At 71.3% G+C, this 21,522-nt stretch carries 16 protein-coding genes; 7 read left to right on the forward strand and 9 right to left on the reverse strand.

The features are described from left to right. Window positions 1-58: 58 nt before the first annotated feature. The 7 genes from SYYSPA8_RS01935 to SYYSPA8_RS01965 all read right to left on the reverse strand — a co-directional run bounded on the left by SYYSPA8_RS01935 (window position 59) and on the right by SYYSPA8_RS01965 (window position 5,602). Complete coding sequence (locus SYYSPA8_RS01935; RefSeq protein WP_323445114.1) at window positions 59-763, reverse strand: DUF2461 domain-containing protein; 705 nt, start codon at window positions 761-763, stop codon at window positions 59-61. After that, window positions 753-1,094, reverse strand: a complete 342-nt coding sequence (locus SYYSPA8_RS01940) for a TfoX/Sxy family protein (RefSeq protein ID WP_323445115.1) — start codon at window positions 1,092-1,094, stop codon at window positions 753-755. The genes SYYSPA8_RS01935 and SYYSPA8_RS01940 overlap by 11 nt, the downstream gene beginning before the upstream one ends. A gap of 13 nt (window positions 1,095-1,107) precedes the next feature. Further along, on the reverse strand, window positions 1,108-3,522 hold the full coding sequence (locus tag SYYSPA8_RS01945) for a DHA2 family efflux MFS transporter permease subunit (RefSeq protein ID WP_323445116.1): 2,415 nt from the start codon (window positions 3,520-3,522) through the stop codon (window positions 1,108-1,110). A gap of 46 nt (window positions 3,523-3,568) precedes the next feature. Continuing rightward, window positions 3,569-3,901 carry a YciI family protein gene (locus tag SYYSPA8_RS01950; protein WP_323445117.1) on the reverse strand — a complete coding sequence of 111 codons (333 nt, stop codon included), beginning with the start codon at window positions 3,899-3,901 and terminating at the stop codon, window positions 3,569-3,571. Window positions 3,902-4,005: 104 nt separating this feature from the next. Next, window positions 4,006-4,788 (reverse strand): methyltransferase domain-containing protein, encoded by a 783-nt coding sequence (locus tag SYYSPA8_RS01955; RefSeq protein WP_323445118.1) that lies wholly within the window; start codon window positions 4,786-4,788, stop codon window positions 4,006-4,008. A 38-nt stretch (window positions 4,789-4,826) separates the two neighbouring features. After that, window positions 4,827-5,156 carry an SCP2 sterol-binding domain-containing protein gene (locus SYYSPA8_RS01960; protein ID WP_323445119.1) on the reverse strand — a complete coding sequence of 110 codons (330 nt, stop codon included), beginning with the start codon at window positions 5,154-5,156 and terminating at the stop codon, window positions 4,827-4,829. 17 nt (window positions 5,157-5,173) lie between these two features. Next, window positions 5,174-5,602: a VOC family protein gene (locus SYYSPA8_RS01965; protein WP_323445120.1), complete on the reverse strand. Its 429-nt coding sequence runs from the start codon at window positions 5,600-5,602 to the stop codon at window positions 5,174-5,176. 503 nt (window positions 5,603-6,105) lie between these two features. Between SYYSPA8_RS01965 and SYYSPA8_RS01970 the strand changes: the two genes are divergently transcribed. Continuing rightward, entirely contained in the window at window positions 6,106-6,840 is a 735-nt protein-coding gene (locus SYYSPA8_RS01970; RefSeq protein WP_323445121.1) for an AfsR/SARP family transcriptional regulator, read from the forward strand. Between the two features lie 95 nt (window positions 6,841-6,935). On the opposite strand, the gene SYYSPA8_RS01975 is transcribed toward SYYSPA8_RS01970, so the two are convergent. Beyond that, window positions 6,936-7,781 (reverse strand): TetR/AcrR family transcriptional regulator, encoded by an 846-nt coding sequence (locus tag SYYSPA8_RS01975; protein ID WP_323445122.1) that lies wholly within the window; start codon window positions 7,779-7,781, stop codon window positions 6,936-6,938. A gap of 175 nt (window positions 7,782-7,956) precedes the next feature. On the opposite strand from SYYSPA8_RS01975, the gene SYYSPA8_RS01980 reads away from it, so the two are divergent. Then, window positions 7,957-8,847 carry an AfsR/SARP family transcriptional regulator gene (locus SYYSPA8_RS01980; RefSeq protein ID WP_323445123.1) on the forward strand — a complete coding sequence of 297 codons (891 nt, stop codon included), beginning with the start codon at window positions 7,957-7,959 and terminating at the stop codon, window positions 8,845-8,847. Between the two features lie 62 nt (window positions 8,848-8,909). Here SYYSPA8_RS01980 and SYYSPA8_RS01985 read toward each other — a convergent pair whose 3' ends face one another. Further along, on the reverse strand, window positions 8,910-9,296 hold the full coding sequence (locus tag SYYSPA8_RS01985) for a nuclear transport factor 2 family protein (RefSeq protein ID WP_323445124.1): 387 nt from the start codon (window positions 9,294-9,296) through the stop codon (window positions 8,910-8,912). 381 nt (window positions 9,297-9,677) lie between these two features. On the opposite strand from SYYSPA8_RS01985, the gene SYYSPA8_RS01990 reads away from it, so the two are divergent. From SYYSPA8_RS01990 to SYYSPA8_RS02010, 5 genes are read left to right on the forward strand one after another with little or no spacing between them, the layout of a single operon-like run. Further along, window positions 9,678-11,528, forward strand: a complete 1,851-nt coding sequence (locus SYYSPA8_RS01990; protein WP_323445125.1) for an NAD(P)/FAD-dependent oxidoreductase — start codon at window positions 9,678-9,680, stop codon at window positions 11,526-11,528. Next, window positions 11,521-13,221 (forward strand): NAD(P)/FAD-dependent oxidoreductase, encoded by a 1,701-nt coding sequence (locus tag SYYSPA8_RS01995; protein ID WP_323445126.1) that lies wholly within the window; start codon window positions 11,521-11,523, stop codon window positions 13,219-13,221. The genes SYYSPA8_RS01990 and SYYSPA8_RS01995 overlap by 8 nt, the downstream gene beginning before the upstream one ends. Then, window positions 13,218-15,023 (forward strand): NAD(P)/FAD-dependent oxidoreductase, encoded by a 1,806-nt coding sequence (locus SYYSPA8_RS02000; RefSeq protein ID WP_323445127.1) that lies wholly within the window; start codon window positions 13,218-13,220, stop codon window positions 15,021-15,023. The genes SYYSPA8_RS01995 and SYYSPA8_RS02000 overlap by 4 nt, the downstream gene beginning before the upstream one ends. Further along, complete coding sequence (locus tag SYYSPA8_RS02005; RefSeq protein ID WP_323445128.1) at window positions 15,020-15,904, forward strand: thioesterase II family protein; 885 nt, start codon at window positions 15,020-15,022, stop codon at window positions 15,902-15,904. The genes SYYSPA8_RS02000 and SYYSPA8_RS02005 overlap by 4 nt, the downstream gene beginning before the upstream one ends. Then, complete coding sequence (locus SYYSPA8_RS02010; protein WP_323445129.1) at window positions 15,897-21,521, forward strand: polyketide synthase; 5,625 nt, start codon at window positions 15,897-15,899, stop codon at window positions 21,519-21,521. Before SYYSPA8_RS02005 ends, SYYSPA8_RS02010 begins: the two co-directional genes overlap by 8 nt. Window position 21,522: the final 1 nt, after the last annotated feature.

A 21,522-nucleotide genomic window follows, 5' to 3' on the forward strand; every position in this document is an offset into this window, starting at 1 on the left:
CCATGGCGTGCGCCGGCCCCGGCGGCTTCCTGGAGGGGCCACCGGGGCCGGCGGACCGTCACCGCGGCCGTCTCGGGGGAGCCGCGCTCTCCCCGACGTACACGTCGATCCATTCCTTGAGGGGGGCGATGGCGGTCCACACCTCGCGCACCGTGTCGATCGCCCCCGGCCGGTGCATCCACGCGGCCCGCTCGTACTCCTTGATCACCACCGCGCCCTTCCAGCGCAGCGGCTCCGCACGGGGGTGGTCGGCGGGCAGCCCGGCCGGGACGCGCCGGAGCACGGGCTGCACACCCGGTCCCACCGGCATCCCCCGGTCGGCCAGCCGCCGCCGGACGGCCTCGAACGCCGCGCCGGAGTGCTCCTCGTCGATCGCCGACCGGAACCGCTTGACCTGGTCCGGGGCGAACGCCATGGCCCCGCCCGCCAGCCGGATGCCGTCGCCGTCGATCCGCAGGAAGGCCCCGATCCCGCCGACGGCCCGGTCGCTGGTCGTCACACCGACCCAGGTCTTGTAGGGGGACTTGTCCTTCGAGAACCTGACATCGCGGTGGGGCCGGAAGGTGCGCAGCGGACCGAACTCGTCCTCCAGATCCGCCATGAGCCGGTCGACCGGCTCCTTGACGGAGTTCTCCCAGGCCTCCTTGTGCGCTTCCCAGTAGGACTTGGAATTGTCCTTCTCCAGGCCCTCAAGAAAGGTGAAGAGTTCCGGGGGGAATCCGTCGAAGGGCGGGGTTACGCGCATGGCATCGTCAGTCGCCACTGTCGCTCACCTTTTTGTTGTAGTCGAGTGCTTCGGCCATCCAGAAGTCGAAGGACTCATCCGATTCGGTGCCGTAGTCGGCGACGATGATCCACCCCTTGGTCATCTTCTTGCCGCGCATTTCCGGCCATTCGGCTCCGTCGCGTTCGAGCAGTTCCTCGGCCCGGTCGGGATCGCAGCGCAGCATGAGACGGCCGTTGGGGTTCGCGGCCGCGGCCATTTTCCCATTGACCATGAAGGCGAGGCTCCCGAACATCTTCACCTCGCGCACCTGGTCCTCCCCCGCGAGGGCCTCACGAACGCGGTCGGCCATTTCCTTGTCGTATGCCACTTCCGTGCCCCTCCTACACCGTGGCGATCAGGGGCAGCGTGGGGTCGCCGCTCCATTCCACGAGGCCGTCATCGTAAAGGGCGACATCGTGCACGCCCAGCATCTTCAGGGCGAAGGCGTCGACGGTCGCGTCGACTCCCGCCGCGCAATAGGCGATGACCTTTCCGCCGTCCGTGGCACCGGCCTCCGCGAGACGGGAGGCGAGCTGTCCGCCGGGCAGGAAGCTGCCGGTCGCCGGGTCGATGAGGGCCGCGGCGGGCACATTGACACTGGAGGGGATGTGGCCGGTGCGACCGTGCGCGACCGGGATGCGTCCGGCGTGCTGGTCGGGCGAGAGCGCGTTGATCAGACAGACACCGGGGTCGTCGATGGCGGTTTGCACCTGCTCGCGGGTGACGAACAACTCGGGGCGGGGCCGGGGGACGAAGGTGCCCCGGACCGCCGCCGGTGTCCCGGTGGCCACGGGGCGGGATTCGGCGGTCCACTTCCGCCAGCCGCCGTTGAGCACGGCCGCGTTGTCGTGGCCCACCGAGTGCAGGAGCCACCAGAGCCGGGTGGCGAACGCCGTGTGCGCCCGGTCGTAGAGGACCACCGTGTCGCTGTTGCTGATGCCCAGATCCTCCAGCGCGGTGGCCAGCCGGCCGGCCGGCAGCAGACCGAACGGCTTGGGCGCGGTGGGGTCGGACAGCTCGGTCAGCAGGTCGGCGAAGACGGCGCCGGGGATATGGCCCTGGCCGTAGCCGTCCCGGCCGCTCCCGAGTTCGACCCCGCCCTCCGGCAGCGGCCGGAAGGCCACCGTGCAGTCGACGACGACGATCCCCGGCCGGCCCAGGCGCTCGGCGAGCCACTCCGTCTCCACCAGCGGCGATGAGGGCCCCGTACCGCCGGTGGCGTCCTGGTCGGGCAGCCGCCCACGGGTCATCAGGGCGGCGGCGAGCACGGCGATGAGCAGGGTGCAGCCGGCGCAGACGAGGAACGCGACATGGATGGCGTCCACGAAGGACTCGTTCACCGCCGTGGTGAAGTCACCACCGCTGACCGGCAGGTCCCCGGACCGGCCCGCCTCCTGCCCCGCACCGGCGCCCGCGCCGCCGACCCGCTCCGCGATCCGCCGGGCGGCCTCGGCGGGCACGTCCAGACCGGCGAGGGCGGCGACGACCTCGTCCTTGAAGCGGGCCACGACCACCGTGCCCAGCACCGCGGCCCCGGCGGTGAAGCCCGTGATACGGGTGGTGTTGATCACCGAGGAGCCTAGGCCCGCCCGGTGCGGGGGAGTGGAGGCCATCACCGCCACCGTCAGCGGCGCGAACATGCAGCCGATGCCCCCGCCGACCAGGCCGAGCTTCCACCACACCGCGCCGAAACCCGTACCCGGCTCGACCGTGGTCAGCAGCAGGAAACCGGCCGTGACCAGCAGCGCGCCCACGATGATCGGGATCCGCGGCCCGGTCCGGCCGGCCATCACGCTGGCGAGCGGCGAGAGGAAGAAGATGCCCAGCGTCAGCGGGAGGAGTCGCAGACCGGACTCCAGCGCGGAGTGGTTCTGCACGGCCTGGAAGTACTGGGCCATGAAGAACATCGCACCGACGATGACGAACCCGAGGAGCGAGGCGATCGCGCAGGAGGCCGTGAAGGTTCGGTTCCGGAACAGCTCCAGCGGGAACAGCGGTTCCCGGCTGCGCCGCTCCACGACGACGAACGCGCCGAACATCAGCACGGAACCGACCAGGAGCCCGATGATCAGCGGTGAACCCCACCCTTCGCGCTCGCCCTGGATCAGCCCCATGATCAGGCAGAACAGCCCGGCGGTGGCGAGGAGCTGGCCGGGGACGTCGAAGCCGCGGGTGTGCCGGTCCTTCGACTCGATCAGCCGCTGGACGCCGAGGAGCAGCGCCAGCGCCCCCACCGGCAGATTGAGCAGGAAGATCGCGTGCCAGCTGAAGGACTCGATCAGTACGCCGCCGACCAGCGGACCCAGGGCCAGGGCGACACCGGAGACGGCGGTCCAGATGCCGATCGCCTTGGCCCGGCCCAGCGGGTCGGTGAAGGTCGACACGAGCAGGGCCAGACTCGCCGTCTCGATGGCGGCGGCGCCGACACCCTGCACCACCCGGCCGACGATGAGGACGTCGAAACCGTCGGCGAAGCCGCACAGCGCGGAGCCCGCGATGAAGAGCACCAGGCCGGTGAGGAACACCCGTTTGCGGCCCAGCCGGTCCCCCAGGGTGCCCGTCATCAGCATCAGCGCCGCGAACGGCAGCGTATAGGCGTCGACGGTCCACTGGAGGTGCGAGATCTCCGCGCCGAGGTCCTTCTGGATCTCGGACAGCGCGACGAAGATGATGGACCCGTCGAGCAGGACCATGAAGGTACCCAGGCTGGTGACCAGAAGGGTCAGCGCCCTGATCCTGCGTGATGTTGTCTGCATGGTGCGTGAACTCCCTGAAGAATGGTGCGAGCCGCTTGGGGGGTTCTCAGCCGGCGACCGGCTGCTCCTGGTACTTCGGGAAGAGGCCGAGGAACTGCGGCGGTACGAGGAAGGGGTGCACCTCGACGCGGTCCCAGACCTTGTTGATGATGTAGGGCTCGCTTCTGAGCCATTCGTCGATCTCGTCGCGGGTCTCGAAATCCACGATCAGCACGCCGCCGGTCATCTTCCCGGCGCCGTCCAGGATGCCGCCGCCGAAGAGGAAGGAGCCGTCGGCCATCATTTTCTCGCCGTTGGCCATATGGGCCGGGCGGACACTCATCCGCCGTTCAAAGGTGCCCGGGTCGGTGCCGTCATACGCGATGACTGCGTACAGCAATGCCGGTGTCCTTTCCGTGTGAAGTCCGTGTGATGTCTCCGTGCTGCCGACTGCCGACTGCCGATGCCGACTGCCATTGCCGATGGGGGAGTCGGGGGGACGGATCACTCCGGGTCCCGCCGGCCCCACACCGAGACGGTGATCGGGGTGTAGAGGACCGTGTCCGAGGGCTGCTGGAGCTGGTCGAAGGCGGCCTCGATCTCCTTCGCCCCCATCAGGCCGACCTTGGTGATCACGGGGGCGAGTTTGGCCAGGCTCAGCACGATCGTCTGCATTTCGGGGGTGCCCGCCTGCACCGCGGTGAGCTGGCAGTCGGTGCCGAGGAAGGTCAGCCCGGTCCGGCGGAAGGCCGGCAGGAGCTTCATCCCGTACCCGGGGTCGGCCCCGCCGAAGTAGAAGAAGGTCTCCAGAGCGGTGGCCGCCCGGGTGAGCAGCGGCGAGGGCGGGTCGACCCGCTGGATGCTGCGGATGTCCGCCTCCTCCACGAGGAGGTGGCCGCCGGGCTTGAGGGCCTTGGCGAACTCGCCGAGCACGCGTTCCCGGTCCGGCAGATGCATCAGCAGGATCTTGCTGTGGACGAGGTCGTAGGCACCCTGCTCCAGTGGTGTCGTCGTGATGTCCTGCTGCCGGACCTCCAGGTTGGGGGCCGTGACCCCGTCCATGTACGTGGGCTCGATGTCGATGGCGTGGACCTTGCCGAAGTGGCCGACGCGGTTGGACAGCCAGCGGGCGATCGACCCGGCGCCCGCCCCGACCTCGGCGCACGTCCAGCCCTCGCCCACCCCGATCTTCTCCAGGTAGCGGATGGTGGCGGGGTCCGTGAGGGCCGCCACCTGCTCCAGACGGACCTTCTCGGGGTCGGTTTCGGGCTCGGCGGAATGCTGCACGTTCGTCAACTCCTCAGGAAGGCGGGTGTCCGGGGGTGTCAGACGCCGGTCACGAAGAGCTTGGGGACCTTCATCGCGAGCATCATGTCGCCCTCGACCTTCAGCTTTCCGGTCATGAAGGCGCGCATCGCGTCCTGCCGTCCCTCGGCGATCGCCATCCAGGTCTCACTGCTGGTGGTGAAGGTGGTGTCGGGTTCGGCGACGCCACCCGGGATCAGACGGCCCCGGCCGTCGACGATCTCGAAGGCCCAGACGCCCGGGTCCGCGTCGGTGATCCTCCATTGCAGGGTCCTGGTCAGCCCCACCGCGGCGTCGTGGTTGAACCGCGTCGAGAGGGCCGCGAACAGTTCCCCTACGGTCATGGACATGGAACGGCTCCTTGTGGTCAGCCCAGGCCGAGCCGGCGCTGGAGCTCCTTGACCTGCGGATAGACATCGAACAACTGGAGGTAGTTGCCCTCGGGGTCCTTGACGCCGAAGGTGCGGCCGAAGCCCATGTCGACCACCGGGGTCCGGATCTCGTAGCCGCCCTCCAGGGCCGTCCGGTGGGCCGCTTCGGCGTCGTCGACGGCGAACCCGAGCATGAGCCCGCCGCTGGCCACCGGGATGTCCGCCTGGGTCGGCTTGTCCGCCCTCGTCGCCACGTCCTGGACGATGATGCTGGAGCCGCGTTCCTCGGAGCGCAGCCAGACGAAGTCACCTTCGGGAGAGGTGAACGGGGGGACGACGCTGAAGCCAAGGAGGTCGGTGTAGAAGGCCTTGGTCCGCTCCACGTCGCCTGCGATGATGGTCACCGCATCCAGATGCGAGAGCACGGTCCGCGTCCCTCCCTCGTGAGTAGTGGATGGGTCCAAACAGCCCCCTGGGGGCTGCTCGGTGAAGGTAGTGCCGCCGACTTACCGGGTGCTTACGGGACGCGAAAGTGGGCGGCGCCGCACCCCGCGCACGCCGATCGGAGTGCCTTCCCTCCCACCCCCGGGCCGACACCTCCCCGGTCAGGTCGTCAGGCCGGCCGCACGGGGCGGACAGGACCCTTCCACGACGGGGTACATAAGCGACGAAGACTATGGCACCGGGTGGTTTATCCCGTGATGCGAGGGGAACCATGCCCCGAGCACCTGACGGTGTGTTCAAGGGGGCAGTGGGGGGACAGATGGAACGATCACAGGAGGCTGGGCCGACGCCGATATCCGCCGCATCCGCCGCAACTTCCGTACCTTCCGTATCCGCGGGGGACGGTGGTACACCGCCGGCCGGAGCCGACCGGGCGACGGACGCACGGCGGGAGTACGAGGCATGGCTGTTCGGCCCCTTCCGGGTGCGCCGCGGAGGCGCCCCGCTGGGGGACCCACGGGGCGGGCGGGCGAGCGCGCGCACCCTCCTCAAGTGGTTCCTGCTCAACCCCGGACAGAAGTTCCGGGACATCGAGCTGTCGGAGGTGCTCTGGCCCGGCCGGGCGGGAAACCGGGCGAACGGGCTCCATGTCACGCAGCACTCGCTCCGCCGGATCCTGGAGCCGGAGCTGCCCAGCCGCCGGCCGTCCAGGTTCATCCGGTCGGATCCGCACGGACACTACTGGTTCGACCCGTCCGACTGCTGGTGGACCGACACCGACGAGGTCGCCCTGCTGTCGGCGTCGGCGTGCGCCGCACGGCGGGCGGGCGATGCGAGGGCGGCGACAGCCTCCTACGAGCGACTCCTCGCCCACTACGAACAGGGCTTCCTCCCGGAGGAGGTCTACCGGGACGCCTTCGCGTCCTTCCGGGCGGCCCACGAGCGCGGCCACGAGGACACCCTCATCCAGCTGTTACGCCTGCACCGGGAGGCCGGCCATCTGTACGAGGTGCTGACCTGCGCGACGAGGATCCTGGACCGCGACCCCTACTCGGAGGAGGCGGCCACGTCCGTCGCGGAGATCCATCTGGAGCAGGGCAGCCCGACGGGGGCGATGGTGCAGCTGGAGCAGTTCGTCCGCACTCTGCGGGAGGACCTGGGGGTGGCGCCGGGGCCCGAACTCCTGGCGCTGCGGGAACGGGTGAGACGGGTGCGATGACGGCCCGCGCGCGGTACCGCACTGCGCGCGGCCGCCGGTCGTACGGGGTGCGGCACCAGGGCACGCGAGTCCCGGCGAGATCCGTCGGACAGGGCCTACGCCCGCCGGGCGAGGATCTCCTGGCTGATCGCGGCCAGCCGGTCCCAGTCGTCCGCCATCCCGGCGCGGCGTCCGATCTCGTGCATCACGGCGGTGAACAGGGCTCCGGACCTGACCAGTTGGGGACGGATGTGACCGAACACCTCCAGGGTCACGATGCCGTACAGCTGCGCCCAGGCCAGCTCGAAGAGCCAGATCAGCCCCAGTCCGTCCGCGCCCAGGAGCCTGGCGAGGTCGGGTTTGCCCGACCCGCCCGGGGAGTGGACCGCGACGAAGTCGTCGTCCAGCTCCGCACGGGAGGGCACGGGGAACGGGTACTGCTGCGACACCCCGATGAAGATCCGCCCGAAGAAGTCGGCGAATTTCTGCACGCCGTCGGCGGCGCCCTCCTGAGGGGGCGGTGCGAGCGGATGGAGCGGCTTCCCGGCCTTCGAGCGGGCGACGTGCTCGCCCGAAAGGGAGTTGGTGTGGAACACCAACTGGAACTCGTCGATATGGTCCAGCGCCCAGCAGCGGAAGGCGGTGGCGGCCGCCACCATCTGCGCCGCCGGATCGTCGTCCCCGTAGGGTTCGGCGGTCGCGGCCATCTCGCGGACGATCTCGGCGAAGATGTTGTTCGACAGGAGTCCGTTGAGCGCGGCCACATTGCCGACGTACCGGTAGAGCGCGGGCGCGGTGAAGCCCATCTCCGTCGCCACCGCGCGCAGCGTCACCTCCCGGCCCTCGCGCAGCAGCGCTCGGCCGACTTCGACGATTTCTTCGAGAGTGGACTGCCGGAGACGCTCCCGGCGACTTCGCACCGGACGCTTCTGTCCGACGCGTCCGGGGTCGACCTGGCTCATCCGGCACCTCCCAGTTGACCGTCAAGGCACGCAGAAGGGCAGGTGTGCCGCACCCGCCGGTTCCACCATAACGCTTGACAACCTTCGTGAACACCCTTCACCGTGAAGCCTGGTAACTGGCCCTATACCCATACACGATCGCTAGAGAACGACGGGGAGGGCGAACGTGCACGGTATGACGACCGGGGCGGCCCTGCTGCCGGGAACCGACCGGTTCCGGCCGCGGGAGCGGGAGCACGGTGCCACCTATCGGGCCTATCTGTTCGGGCCCTTCCGGGTCTTCAAGGGCGAGGAGGTCCTGGGCCAGCGCCGGCAGCGCCGGGAGAAGGCGCTGCTGCTGCTCAAGTGGTTCCTGCTGAACCCGGGCAAGCCGGCCTCCATGGACCAGCTCATCGACCTCGGGTGGCGGGACACCACCCCCGAGAAGGCGGCCAGCGGATTCCACGTCGGCATGCACTGCTTACGGCGGATGCTCGAACCGGATCTGCGCCCGGGGCAGGAGTCGTCCTTCATCCACCGCAGCGGCGCCAACTTCTACCGCTTCGAGGCAGGCGAGGGCTGGTGGAGCGACGCGAACGAGGTCGAGCGGCTCTTCGAGCAGGCGCGTGCCTGCGACGCCCACTGCGACGCGCGCCGCGCCTGTTTCTACTACAGCCGCGTCGCCGCCTACACCGTCCGCCGGTTCCTGGAGGACGAGGAGTCCCAGCAGCAGTGGCTCGCGCCGTACCGGAGACAGTACGAGGGCCTCTGTTCGCAGGCCCTGATCCGGCTGATCCAGATCCACCGGGCGCGGGGGGAGCTGGACGAGGCGCTGGAGTACGCCTACGAGAAGCTGCGGCTGGATCCGTACAACGAACTCGCCGCCACCACCATCATCGAGGCCCATCTCCAGCTCGGCAGACCGGCCCACGCGCTGCGCGAACTGTCCCTGTTCCTGGGGTCCCTGGAGCGCGACTTCGGGGCCGGGGCCTGCGGCAGTCTCCTGGCCCTGCGGGAACGGATCATGGACATACCCCGGGACGGGCGCGGGTCCGGCCTGCCCGCGCCCGTCCCGGTGCGCCGCTGAGAGCCCCGCGGCCACGGCCCCGGCCACAGCCGTAACCGGAACCGCAACCGGACTGCGCGGCGTCACCCACCGGTCGGCGTCCGCCGCGCCTGTTCCGCGGCGATGAAGGGCGCCTGGTTGAAGATGATCCGCAGATGGGTGATGACGCCGTCCCCGACGGTCAGGCACTCGGCCCCGGGGGCGCTCGCGACCGGCAGCGTCGTGGTGTCGTACATCATCAGCGCGGTCGTCTCGTCGCCGAACGCGGCGATCACGCGCGAGTCCGTGAGGATATGGCTGAAGGGCTCCATGAAGTCCCGGAAGGCCCGCGCGCCCCGGATGGGTCCGGCCGGTGCCTCGCACACGATGTCGTCGGCGACATAGGTCATCGCACGGTCGAAGTCGTGGCCGGTCCAGGCGCGGTGGTAGGCGAGCGCGGTCTCCAGGGCCGGGCTGGGGGCGTCGGTCATCGTGGTGTCGTGTCCTTCTCTCCGGGGCTTCCCCGGGACATCGCGCCGTCGGCGCCGGCCGGGGAGCCGATGGCCTACGCTTCCCCAACCGGGCACGGTCCGCCCGGGACACGCCGTTCGTCGTCACATCACCCCGTCGGACGATCGGGAGATCGGGCCCGTGGCGGTGGAGCGGCCACCCGCCCAGGGGCCCGATCGCGCCACGGCAGCCCGTCGGACCCTGCCCCCAAGGCGGCCCGCCACGGACCGCGTGCCCACCCGGTCACCGCCCCCACCTGCGCCGATGCCCCGGGCGCACGGCGAAAACGGCCTCAGCTTGCATCTGAAGTAAGTCGTCCGTAATCCCTTCCTCGGACATTCGTCGGGGACGAAGGGGGACGCATGACCCAACCAGCACGGCATCGGATATCCGACCTGTCCGCCGAGAAGCGGGCCCTGCTCGCCCGGAGACTCCGCACGCGCGCCGCCGACGAGGCCACCCGGCCCGACCGGTACGACGCCGTCATCCTGGGCGGCGGGGCCGCCGGCCTCACCCTGGCGCTCCACCTGCGCCGGGCGCGCCCCGGCATCCGGGTCCTCGTCGCCGAGCGGCAGGAGCACCCCGTGCCCGAGGCCGCGCACAAGGTCGGCGAGTCGACGGTGGAGATCGCCGCCCACTATCTGCGCGATGTCCTCGGACTCCGCGAGCACCTGGAGACCCGGCAGATCCGCAAGTTCGGCCTGCGCATGTTCTTCAGCGACGACGACAACACGGACATCGCCGGGCGGGTCGAACTGGGCAGTTCGGTCTTCCCGCCGCTGGCGACCTACCAGCTCGACCGGGGGCGCCTGGAGAACGAACTCGGCGCGGTCTGCTCCCGCGAGGGCGTCGACTTCCTCCCCGGGAGCAAGGTGCTCCAGGTCGAGTTCGCGACCGACGGCTCCCACCACCGGGTGCGGCTGCTCGCGGACGCCCAGGAGCGCGACGTCCGGGCGCGGTGGGTGATCGACGCCACCGGACGCAGCCACTTCCTGGAGCGGAGGTTCGGTCTCCGCAAGGAGGTGGGGCACAAGGCCAACGCCGCCTGGTTCCGGCTCGGCCACCCCATCGACCTCGGCACCTGGAGCGACGACCCGGACTGGCACGCCCGGATCCGCCAGGGCCGGCGCGAGCTGTCCACCAACCATCTGATGGGTCCCGGCTACTGGGTCTGGCTGATCCGGCTCGCCTCCGGGTCCATCAGCATCGGCATCGTCGCGGAGGCCGGCACGCACCCGTTCGAGGACTTCAACACCCTCGAACGGGCCCTGGACTGGCTGCGTGCCCACGAGCCGCAGTGCGCCCGGGCCGTCGAGGAACACCAGGACAAGATCCAGGACTTCCGGGTCATGAAGGACTACTCCTACAGCTGCGACCAGGTCTACGACGGCCGCGCCCGCTGGTGCCTGACCGGCGAGTCCGGGATCTTCCTCGATCCGCTCTACTCACCCGGTCTGGACCTCATCGCCGTCAGCAACGGACTCGTGGCCGACCTCGTCACCCGATCCCTCGACGGCGAGGACGTCGCCGTCCGGGCCTCCGTGCACGACGCGCTCTTCCGCCGGGTCACCGACATGTGGCTCGCCGTCTACGAGAACCAGTACGCGCTGATGGGCAACGCCCGCGTGATGGTCTCGAAGGTGATCTGGGACACCGCCTTCTACTGGGGGGTCTTCGGCCTCCTCTTCTTCCAGGGCCGATTCCCCCGGGTGGCCGACAGCCCCTCCGTCGCCGCCGACCTGGAACGCCTCGCCGACATCAGCAACCGGGTCCAGGCGTTCTTCCGCGAGTGGGCCGCCATCGAGGACTCCCCCCTCGAAGCCCGGTTCGTGGACCTCTACTCCCCGCTCGACTTCATGGTGAAGCTGCACGCGGGCATGGCCGACGACCTGCCCGACGACCGCTTCCCCGAGCGCTTCTCCGCCAACACCACGCTCTTCGCCCAGCTGGCCGGGCAGCTGATCACCGCGGTCATCGACGCCCACGGCGGCCGCTACGGCGACGACCGCGTCATCGCCCAGGTCCAGAGCTGGCAGCGGGACCCGTTGATCGCCGATCTGATCGCCGTCCACCGGCGCGAGCGGCACCACAGTCCCACCAGCGAGGGCTGGATCGCCCTGCGCGCGCCCGGCGCGGGGGAAGGCACCGCAGGTCACGATGGGAACGGAGCGGACAGCATGGAACAGCACAGCAGTGAGGTCAGCTATGTCTGACGCCATCGAACGCTTCGACGTGGTGATCCTCGGCGGCGGCATCGCCGGACTGACCCTGGCCCTCCAGCTCGGGCGCACCGACCCCGGGCTGCGCGTCGCGGTCCTCGAACGGCAGCGGCACCCCGTGCCCGAGGCCGCCCACAAGGTCGGCGAGTCCAGCGTGGAGGTCCAGGCCCACTATCTGCGCGACGTCCTCGGCCTGAAGGAACACCTCGAACGGGACCAGCTGCACAAGTTCGGCCTGCGGATGTTCTTCACGCACGCCGGCAACGAGGACATCACCCGCCGCGTCGAGTACGGCCAGATCTCCGCGGCGCCCCTCGCCTCCTACCAGCTCGACCGGGGCCGGCTGGAGAACGCCCTCGGCACACTCGTCACCGGCCTGGGGGTCTCCTTCCGCCAGCGCTGCAAGGTCCGGGACGTCGAGTTCGGCACCGACGGCGCCGACCACGTCGTGCGCTTCCTCGACGGCGACGACGAACACACCCTCCGGGCCCGCTGGGTGGTCGACGCGACGGGGCGCGCGGGCCTGCTCAAGCGCAAGCTGGGCCTGGCGCGGGCGCTCGGCCACCGCGCCAACTCCTCCTGGTTCCGGATCGACCACGAGGTCGACGTACAGGAGTGGTCGAAGGACGAGCGGTGGCGGGCCCGGGTCGACGGCGGTCTGCGCCGGCTGTCGACCAACCATCTGATGGGCCCCGGGTACTGGGTGTGGCTCATCCCGCTCGCGTCGGGGTCCACGAGCATCGGTATCGTCGCCGACGACGCGGCCCACTCCTTCGACGGATTCAACACCCTGGAACGGGCCCTGGAGTGGCTCGACGGACATGAGCCGCAGTGCGCGGCCGAGGTACGGCTCCACCTGGACAAGATCCAGGACTTCCGGGTGATGAAGGACTACGCCTACGGCTGCCGCCAGGTGTACTCCGGGGAACGGTGGTGCCTGACCGGGGAGGCGGGCGTCGCGATCGACCCGCTCTACTCCTCCGGCGGCGATCTGATGGCCATCAGCAACGGCCTGATCACCGATCTCGTCACCAGGGACCGCCGGGGCGAGGACATCGAGGAGCGGGCCGTCGCGCACAACCAGGTCTACCTGGTGCTCAGCGAGATCTGGCTGGTCGCCTACGAGGGCCAGTACCCCGTCATGGGCAATCCGCAGGTGATGGTGGCGAAGGTCATCTGGGACACGATCATCTACTGGGCCGTGCCCGGCCTGCTCTTCTTCCACGACAAGTTCCGCCGCTTCGGGGAGAGCCCGAGGGCCTTCGTCAACCTCCAGCGGACCTGGCTGCTGCACACCCGCGTACAGGAATTCCTCCGGGAGTGGCACCAGGTCGGCAACGAGCCCGCGTCCGATGTGTTCGCGGACCCCTACAGCCTGATGGACTTCATCGTGGATCTGCACAACGGCATGGCGGCCGGCCTGGACGACGAGGAGCTGGAGGAGCAGTTCGGACGGAACGTCGTCCTGCTGGAGGAGATCGCGGGCCAGCTGGTCAGCACGGTCATCGAGCGCCTGGAGCAGCGCGGCCCCGACGACGCGGCCAAGGCCCGGATCGAGCGGTGGCGCGGCGACGAACTGCTGCGGGAGGTGGTCGGACGGTACCGGGAGCGGTCGCCGTCGTCCGCCGCCGCCGTCGACAGCGCCTGGATCACCCTCGGGAGCCGGACGGAGGCGGTGGCCCCGTGAGCGACAGCAACCCGAGCGACGGAGACGTGACCGAGGTGAGCGGCGTGAGCGATGCGATGGGCGCGACCGGCGCGCAGGACACCGTGGCCGCGGCACCCGACGACATCGTGGACGTCGCCGTGATCGGGGGCGGAGCCGCCGGGCTGACCCTGGCGCTCCACCTGCGCGAGCAGCGCCCCGGCACCCGGATCGTGGTGCTGGAGCGCCAGGCGCACCCGGTGCCGGAGGCGGCCCACAAGGTCGGCGAGTCCACCGTGGAGATCGCCGGCTACTACCTGCGGGAGGTCCTGGGCCTCGGCCGGCACCTCCAGTCCCAGCAGCTGAACAAGTACGGACTGCGGGTGTTCTTCTCCAAGGACGGCAACGACGACATCACCCGCCGGGTGGAACTCGGCCACTCCGTCCGCCCGTCGGGCGCGGTCGGCACCTACCAGCTCGACCGGGGCCGGCTGGAGAACGCCCTCGGGCGCGAACTGGCCGAGCGGGGCGTGCGCTTCCTGTCCGGTGCGAAGGTCGAGGCCCTGGACCTGCTGCCCGGGGACGGGCACCACCGGCTCCGGGTCCGCACGGACGACGGCGCGACCCGGCAGTTCCAGGCCCGCTGGGTGGTCGACGCCACCGGCCGCGCCTCCCTGCTCAAGCGGCGGCTCGGCCTCGCGAAGAAGGTCGGCCACCGGGCCAACGCCGTCTGGTTCCGCGTCGGCTGCCCCATCGACGTCGACCAGTGGTCCGACGACCCCCAGTGGCACGCCCGGATCGAGGAGGGCCGCCGCGAGCTGTCCACCAACCATCTGATGGGTCCCGGCTACTGGGTCTGGCTGATCCGGCTCGCCTCCGGCTCCACCAGCGTCGGCATCGTCACCGACCCGGACCTCCACCCGTTCGAACAGCTCAACCGGTTCGAACGCGCCCTGGAATGGCTCGACGCGCACGAGCCGCAGTGCGCGGGCGTCATCCGCCGGGACCTGGACAAGATCCAGGACTTCCGGGTGATGAAGGACTACGCGTACAGCTGCGAGCAGGTCTTCTCCGAGGACCGCTGGTGCCTCGCGGGGGAGGCGGGCGTCTTCCTCGACCCCCTGTACTCCCCGGGGCTCGACCTGATCGCCATCAGCAACGGCCTGATCACCGACCTGATCACGCACGCGCTCGACGGCGAGGACATCCAGGAGCGCGCCGCCATCCACAACCAGGTGTTCCTGCTGATCGCCGACGGCTGGCTGAGCGTCTACGAGAGCCAGTACGCGCTGATGGGCAACGCCCGCGTGATGCTCGCCAAGGTCATCTGGGACACGGCCGTCTACTGGGCCGCCCCCGGGCTGCTCTACTTCCACGACGCGCTGCGGCACCTGGGCGACCGGCCCGACATGGTGACCGGGCTGGCCCGCTTCAGCACCGCCGGCCGCGACGTCCAGCGCTTCTTCCGGGAGTGGGCCGCCGTCGACGACGAACCCCGTGACCAGACGCCCTTCGTCCGCTTCTACGACTTCGACTTCATGAGCCGCCTCCACATCGGTATGACGGCGGGCCTCGCGGACGCGGAGCTGAGCGCGCAGTTCGCGGCCAACATCCTCTTTGTCGAGCATCTGTCGGGCCAGCTGGTGGCGACGGTGCTGGAGGAGTTCGAGGCCGAGCCCTGGAACGCGGCCAAGCAGGAGCAGGCGCGGCGCTGGCGGGCCGACGAAGCCCTCATGGCCCTGGTCGGGATCCATCTGCGGGAGCGGGACGCGATGCCGCTCAGCGACCAGTGGATCCGGCTCCGGCCGGCCGGCGAGGCCGTCGGCACGGGGGAGGTCCGATGACCAGCGTCCTGGGGGAGGGGGCGAGACCGCACGAGCGGATCGCCCGCCTGCCCGACGACCAGCGCGCCCGTCTCGTGCGGCGGCTGCGCGGCCGGACGGACGGCGCCGGGGACACGGACCGGTGGTTCGTCCGCCACCCCTCCACCGAGGCACCGCGGCTGAGGCTGTTCTGCTTCCCCTACGCCGGTGGCGGCGGTTCGGCGTTCCGCGAGTGGAGCGGTTGTCTGCCCGCCGGTGTCGAGCTGTGGGCGGCCCAGCTGCCGGGCCGGGAGTCCCGGGTCGCCGAACCGGCCCTGCGCCGTATGGACCCCCTGGTCGAAGCCCTGTACGAGGCCGTCCTGCCACGGCTGGAGCTGCCGTACGCCTTCTTCGGCCACAGCATGGGCGCCCTCGTCGCGTTCGAACTCACCCGGCTCCTGCGCCGCCGGGGGGCACCCCTGCCCACCCGGCTGCTCCTCGGCGCCTTCCGGGCGCCCCAGCTGCCGAACCCCCACATCAGGATCCACCACCTGCCCGACGAGGTGCTCAAGACGGTGCTCCGCAAGGAGGGCACGCCCCGGCAGGTGCTGGAGAGCGACGAGCTGATGCGCGCCCTGCTGCCCACGCTCCGGGCCGACCTGGAGCTGTGCGACACCTACCAACACCGCGAGGAACAGCCCCTGGCCGTGCCCCTGTCCGTCTTCGGGGGCCACCAGGACGTCCGCGTCGGCCGCGGTGATCTCGACAGCTGGCGCACCCAGACTGCCAAAACGTTCCGCCTCGTCATGCTCCCGGGGTCGCACTTCTTCCTCCACAGCTCGCAGGACCTGCTGCTGGCCGAGCTGTCCCGGGAACTCGGGCCGACCCCTCGTACCACGGAAGGGGAAGGACGCCATGACTGACCGGTCGCCGGCCGACGCGCCGCCGGAACCCCTCGCCATCATCGGAATCGGCTGCCGCTTTCCCGGTGGCGCCACCACTCCCGCCGCCTTCTGGGACCTGCTGTGCGCCGGTGTCGACGCCACCGGCGAGCTGCCCCGGGACCGCTGGGACGCGGGCAAGTTCTACGACCCGGACCCCGCCAAACTGGGCAAGACGAACACCGTACGGGGAGGGTTCCTCGACCGGATCGACACATTCGACGCCCCCTTCTTCGGGATCGCCCCCCGGGAGGCGATCTGGCTGGACCCCCAGCAGCGGCTGCTGCTCCAGGCCGCCTGGGAGGCCCTGGAGGACGGCGGCCAGGTCGCGGCCCGCCTCGCCGGCAGCGACACGGGCGTCTTCATGGGCGGCTTCACCCTGGACTACCAGCTGCTCCAGAACTACGGCGTGCACAGCCGTTACGAACTCCAGTCCCACTCGGCCACCGGCATGATGATGACGATGCTGGCCAACCGGCTGTCGTACGTGTTCGACTTCCGGGGGCCGAGCCTCGCCGTGGACACCGCCTGCTCGGGCTCGCTCGTCGCGGTCCACCTGGCCGCGCGGTCCCTGTGGAGCGGCGAGTGCTCGCTGGCACTGGCCGGCGGCGTGAACGTCATGATCGCGCCCAATATGACCATCGCCGAGTCCAAGGGCGGATTCCTCGCCCCCGACGGCCGCTGCAAGGCCTTCGACGCGTCCGCCGACGGCTACGCGCGGGGCGAGGGCGTCGGAGTCGTCCTGCTCAAGCCGCTGTCGCGGGCGCTCGCCGACCGCGACCGCGTCCACGCGCTGATCCGGGGGACGGCCGTCTCCCAGGACGGCCACAGCAACGGCATCACCGTACCCAACGGGGACGCGCAGGAGGCGGCGATCCGCGCGGCCTGCCGGCAGGCCGGCATCGCACCCCACGAGGTCCAGTACGTCGAGGCGCACGGAACCGGGACCCCGGTCGGGGACCCCGTCGAGGCCGGCGCCATCGGCCGGGTCTTCTCCGAGGGACGCCCCGCCGACCGGCCCCTGGTGATCGGATCGGTCAAGACCAACATCGGACACCTCGAAGCCGCCGCCGGAGTGGCCGGCCTGATCAAGACGGCGCTGGCGCTGGAGCACGGCCGGATCCCGGGGCAGCTGCACCACCGCACCCCCAACCCGGCCATCGACTTCGAGGGCCTGCGCCTGCGGGTCCAGACCCGGCCGGGCGACTGGCCCGAGGCGGCGGGACCGCGCCACGCCGGGGTGAACTCCTTCGGCTTCGGCGGCACCAACGCCCATGTGGTCCTGGAGGAACCCCCCGCCGCGCGGGAGCCCGCGCCGACCGCGCCGCAGCGGCGGCGGTATCTCGTCCCGCTGTCGGCCCGCGCCCCCGAGGCGCTGGCGGACCTGGCGGCGTCCCTGTCCGACGCCCTGTCCGGTGCCCCGGACGACCTGCGGGACATCGGCTGGACCCGGGCCCTGCGCCGCGACCACCACGACCACCGGCTCGCGGTCGTCGCGGGCACCGCCGCCGAGGCCGCCGCACGCCTTCGCGCCTTCGCCGCCGGGGACGAACCCCGGGGCGTGACCGCCGGGCACGTACCCGCCAAGGAGCGGCCGAAGCTGGCGTTCGTCTGCTCCGGCATGGGCCCCCAGTGGTGGGCCATGGCCCGGCGGCTGCTGGAGAGCGAACCCGTCTTCCACGCCGCCGTCCGACGCTGCGACCGGGAACTGGCGCAGCACACCGGCTGGTCCCTGCTCGCCGAACTCCTCGCACCCGAGGAGGAGTCCCGCATGGCCGAGACGGAGGTCGCCCAGCCCGCCAACTTCGCCGTCCAGGTGGGCCTGGCCGAGCTGTGGCGCTCCTTCGGCATCGAACCCGACGGCGTCGTCGGGCACAGCACCGGCGAGGTCGCCGCGCAGTACCTCGCCGGCGTCCTCCGCTTCGAGGACGCGATCAGGGTCACCTACTACCGCAGCAGCCTCCAGCAGCGGGCCACCGGCACCGGCCGGATGCTCGCCGTGGGCATGACCCCCGAGACCCTGAACCAGGCCGTCGCCGACGCGGGCCCCCTGGTCTCCGTCGCCGCCGTCAACAGCCCCACCGCCGTCACCCTCTCCGGTGACGCGGGGATCCTCCGGAGCATGGCCGACCAGCTGGAGACCTTCGGGGTCTTCCACCGGTTCCTGACCGTCAAGGTCCCCTACCACAGCCACTGCATGGACCCGCTGCGCGAGGACCTGGAGAAGGGACTCGCCGACATCCGCCCCGCCGTGGCCACGCTCCCGCTGTACTCGACCGTCACCGGCACCCGCGTCGACGGCCGGGGCGCCGACGCCCGCTACTGGTGGCAGAACGTCCGCGCCACCGTCCTGTTCGCCGCCGCGTTCCGGCAGATGCTCGCCGACGGCTACACCCACTTCGTGGAACTCGGACCCCACCCCGTCCTCGCCGGCTCCATGCGCGAACTCCTCGCGGAACAGCGGCAGGAAGGGCTCGTGGTGCCGTCGCTGCGGCGCGACGAACCCGACGACGACGTCCTCCTCGGCTCCCTCGGCGCCCTCTACAGCCACGGCCACGACGTGGACTGGACGGTCTTCTACGGCGAGGGCGCCCGCCTGGTGGACCTGCCGCCCTACCCGTGGCAGCTCAAGAGGTACTGGAACGAATCGGCCGAGGCCCGCGAGGACCGCCACAGCGCCGCCGTCCACCCCCTGCTCGGCCAGCCCATGAACGCCACCCACCCCACCTGGGAGCGGGAGATCACCCCACGGCTGCTGCCCTTCCTCGCCGACCACCGCGTCCAGGGGAACACCGTCCTCCCCGGCGCGGCCTTCGTCGAACTGGCCCTGGCGGCGGCCCACGAGGTCTACGGCGAAGGCGACTACACCCTCGACGCCCTGGAGCTGCGCAAGGCCCTCGTCCTGCCCGCCACCGCCGACCCCCGGCTGCGCACCACCCTCCACCAGGAGACGGGCCGCGTCGAGTTCGCCGGCTTCGCGGCCTCGCCCGGCGGCGCCCGCACCTGGACCCTGCACGCGAGCGCCCGCCTCGTACGGCGGCCACCGGACCGCGTCGCACGGGACCTCGCCGACGCCCGCGCCCGCTGCGGACAGCGCGTGTCCCACGACGCGTTCTACGACCTGGTCGAGCGGATGGGATTCCAGTACGGGCCCGCCTTCCGCACGGTCCAGGAGACAGCCACCGGCCCCGGGCGGGCCGTCGGACGGGTCACGGTCCCCGACTCCGTACGGGAGGACCTGGGGAGCTACCGCTTCCATCCCAGCCTGATCGACGCCGCCTTCCAGGTCCTGCTGACATCCGCCGCGCCACGGGAGACGGACGCGGCCCCCACCTTTGGGCCCTATCTGCCCGTGGGCATCGACAGCATCTCCGTCCTCGGCCGCCCCGCCGACGAGATGCACGTGGTGGCCGAGGTCGTCACCGCCGACGCGCGGGTCATCGTCAGCGACCTCGCCCTGTGCGACGCCGGCGGCCGGGTGCTCGTCGACATCCGGGGGTTTCGGGCGCAGTCCCTGGACACCGCGGCGGGCCTGACACCCGAACGCATCGACCAGGGGCTGTACGAGGTCCAGTGGCATCCCGCACCGACCGGCGGCGGCACGGAACCGGACGACCCGCAGGCCCTGTGGGTCCTCTTCACCGGCGCCGGCGGAGTCGGCGCCGAGACTGCCGCCCTGCTCACCCGTGCCGGACACCGCGTCGTCACCGTGGCCCCCGGACCGGTGCCCGAGCCCGTGGGGACCCCCGCGGACGGCTATGTGCTCGACCCCACCCGCCCCGAGCACTACCGGGAGGTGCTGGGCGAACTCGCGCACGGCGGCGGGATCGGCGGGGTGGTGCACCTGTGGGGCCTCGACCTGCCGTTCACCGAGGACATGCCGGTCACGGCGCTGGAGGACGGCCAGGACCGCGGAGCGCTCTCCGTACTGCACCTGATGCAGGCCCTCGCCGCGCAGGTCACCCGGCGGCTGCCCCGGGTATGGCTGGTCACCCGCCGGGCGCAGGCCGTCGGGGCGGCCCCGGGGCCCCTCGCCCTGCCGCAGTCCCCGATCTGGGGCATCGGCCGGGTCATCGGCCACCAGGAGTTCACCGGCCTGTGGGGCGGCATGATCGATCTCGATGCCGGGCCGGACGCGGAGGAGGCCCGCCGGCTCGTCCACGAGATCACCGCACGGGACGGCGAGGACCAGATCGCGTACCGGGACGGACAGCGCCACGTCGCCCGCCTGGCCCGCTCCGACAGCCTCGCACCGCCCTTCCCGCTGGCCCTGCGCGACGACGTGACCTATCTGGTCACCGGCGGCACGGGAGCCCTCGGACGCCTGGTCGCCGCCTTCCTGGCCGACCGGGGCGCACGCCACCTCGTCCTCATGTCACGCACCCCGCCGCCCCCGCCCGACACCTGGCGGACCCTGCCCGCCGACCACGCGCAGCGCGACCTCGTGGACGACCTGCTCCGGTGGGAGGCGCGCGGGATACGGGTCCACTGCGCCGCCGTCGACTGCGCCGACGAGGCCCGCCTGCACGCGTGGTCCGCCGAGCACCGGCGGCTCGGCCGGCCACCGGTCGGGGGAGTCGTGCACGCCGCCGGCGTCGTCGAGGACGAGCTGATGCCCCGGATGGGCCGGGACACCTTCCGGCGCGTGCTGCGGCCCAAGCTGAACAGCGGCTGGCTGCTGCACCGCCTGTTCGCCGGCACCCCCCTGGAGTTCTTCGTCCTGTTCGGCTCGGTCGGCTCCGTCATCGCCTCCGCCGGCCAGGCCAACTACGCCTCCGCCAACGCCTTCCTCGACGCGCTCGCCCACCACCGCCGGTCCCTGGGCCTGCCCGCCCTGAGCATCGGCTGGGGCCCGTGGTCGGTCGGCATGGTGGAGAAGCTGGGCCTGGAGCAGATGTACGCCCGGCGCGGCATCGAACTGATCACCCCCGAGGCCGGGGCACGGATCCTGGGACGCCTCATCGGCCAGCGGCCGGCCCAGGTGGTCGCGATCACCGCCGACTGGGCGAGTGCCCGGTCCGCGTCCCCGGGGGCACAGCTCCCGCCGATGTTCGGCGACCTCGGCGCGGCGGACGCCGACCACCCGGCTCAGACCGCCACCGACGCCGCCGCCGGTGCCGACGCCGTCCTCGCGGCCCTGCGCCGCACCCCGGAGCCGGACCGCCCGGACGCGCTCGCGGCCCATCTGCACGCCATCGCCGCACTCGTCCTCAAACTGGACCCGGCGGACTTCGGCGACGACGCCAACCTCAGCGGCCTCGGCATCGACTCGCTGATGGCCGTCGAGATCAAGTACCGCGTCGAGGCGACCCTGCGCGCGGACATCTCCGTCCTGGACCTGCTCCAGGGGGTGACCGTCCGCGACCTCGCCGCCCGGATCCTGCCCCTGATCGTCCTGGCGGAACCCGGCGCCCCGGCGGAACCCGGCGGGTCCCCACCCGGGGATCCCTCCGAAACGACCGCGACCGGCGCGGACACCCCGGGCGGCGAGGCGCCCGGGGACGAACTCGCCGCGCTGCTCGCCCAGGTCCCTCCCGACGAGCTGGAACGGCTCCTGGACGAGCTGGAAGCGGACCCACCGAGAACCCGACGGGAGTGAG

The organism is Streptomyces yaizuensis (genome assembly GCF_034961445.1).
GTDB lineage: Bacteria > Actinomycetota > Actinomycetes > Streptomycetales > Streptomycetaceae > Streptomyces > Streptomyces yaizuensis.

Coding starts and splice junctions, on each gene's coding strand:
- SYYSPA8_RS01985 (WP_323445124.1), bottom strand. CDS start 9,296: ATGACCGACGCCCCCAGCCCGGCCCTGGAGACCGCGCTCGCCTACCAC.
- SYYSPA8_RS01980 (WP_323445123.1), top strand. CDS start 7,957: ATGACGACCGGGGCGGCCCTGCTGCCGGGAACCGACCGGTTCCGGCCG.
- SYYSPA8_RS01995 (WP_323445126.1), top strand. CDS start 11,521: ATGTCTGACGCCATCGAACGCTTCGACGTGGTGATCCTCGGCGGCGGC.
- SYYSPA8_RS02005 (WP_323445128.1), top strand. CDS start 15,020: ATGACCAGCGTCCTGGGGGAGGGGGCGAGACCGCACGAGCGGATCGCC.
- SYYSPA8_RS01975 (WP_323445122.1), bottom strand. CDS start 7,781: ATGAGCCAGGTCGACCCCGGACGCGTCGGACAGAAGCGTCCGGTGCGA.
- SYYSPA8_RS01945 (WP_323445116.1), bottom strand. CDS start 3,522: ATGCAGACAACATCACGCAGGATCAGGGCGCTGACCCTTCTGGTCACC.
- SYYSPA8_RS01990 (WP_323445125.1), top strand. CDS start 9,678: ATGACCCAACCAGCACGGCATCGGATATCCGACCTGTCCGCCGAGAAG.
- SYYSPA8_RS02010 (WP_323445129.1), top strand. CDS start 15,897: ATGACTGACCGGTCGCCGGCCGACGCGCCGCCGGAACCCCTCGCCATC.
- SYYSPA8_RS01960 (WP_323445119.1), bottom strand. CDS start 5,156: ATGTCCATGACCGTAGGGGAACTGTTCGCGGCCCTCTCGACGCGGTTC.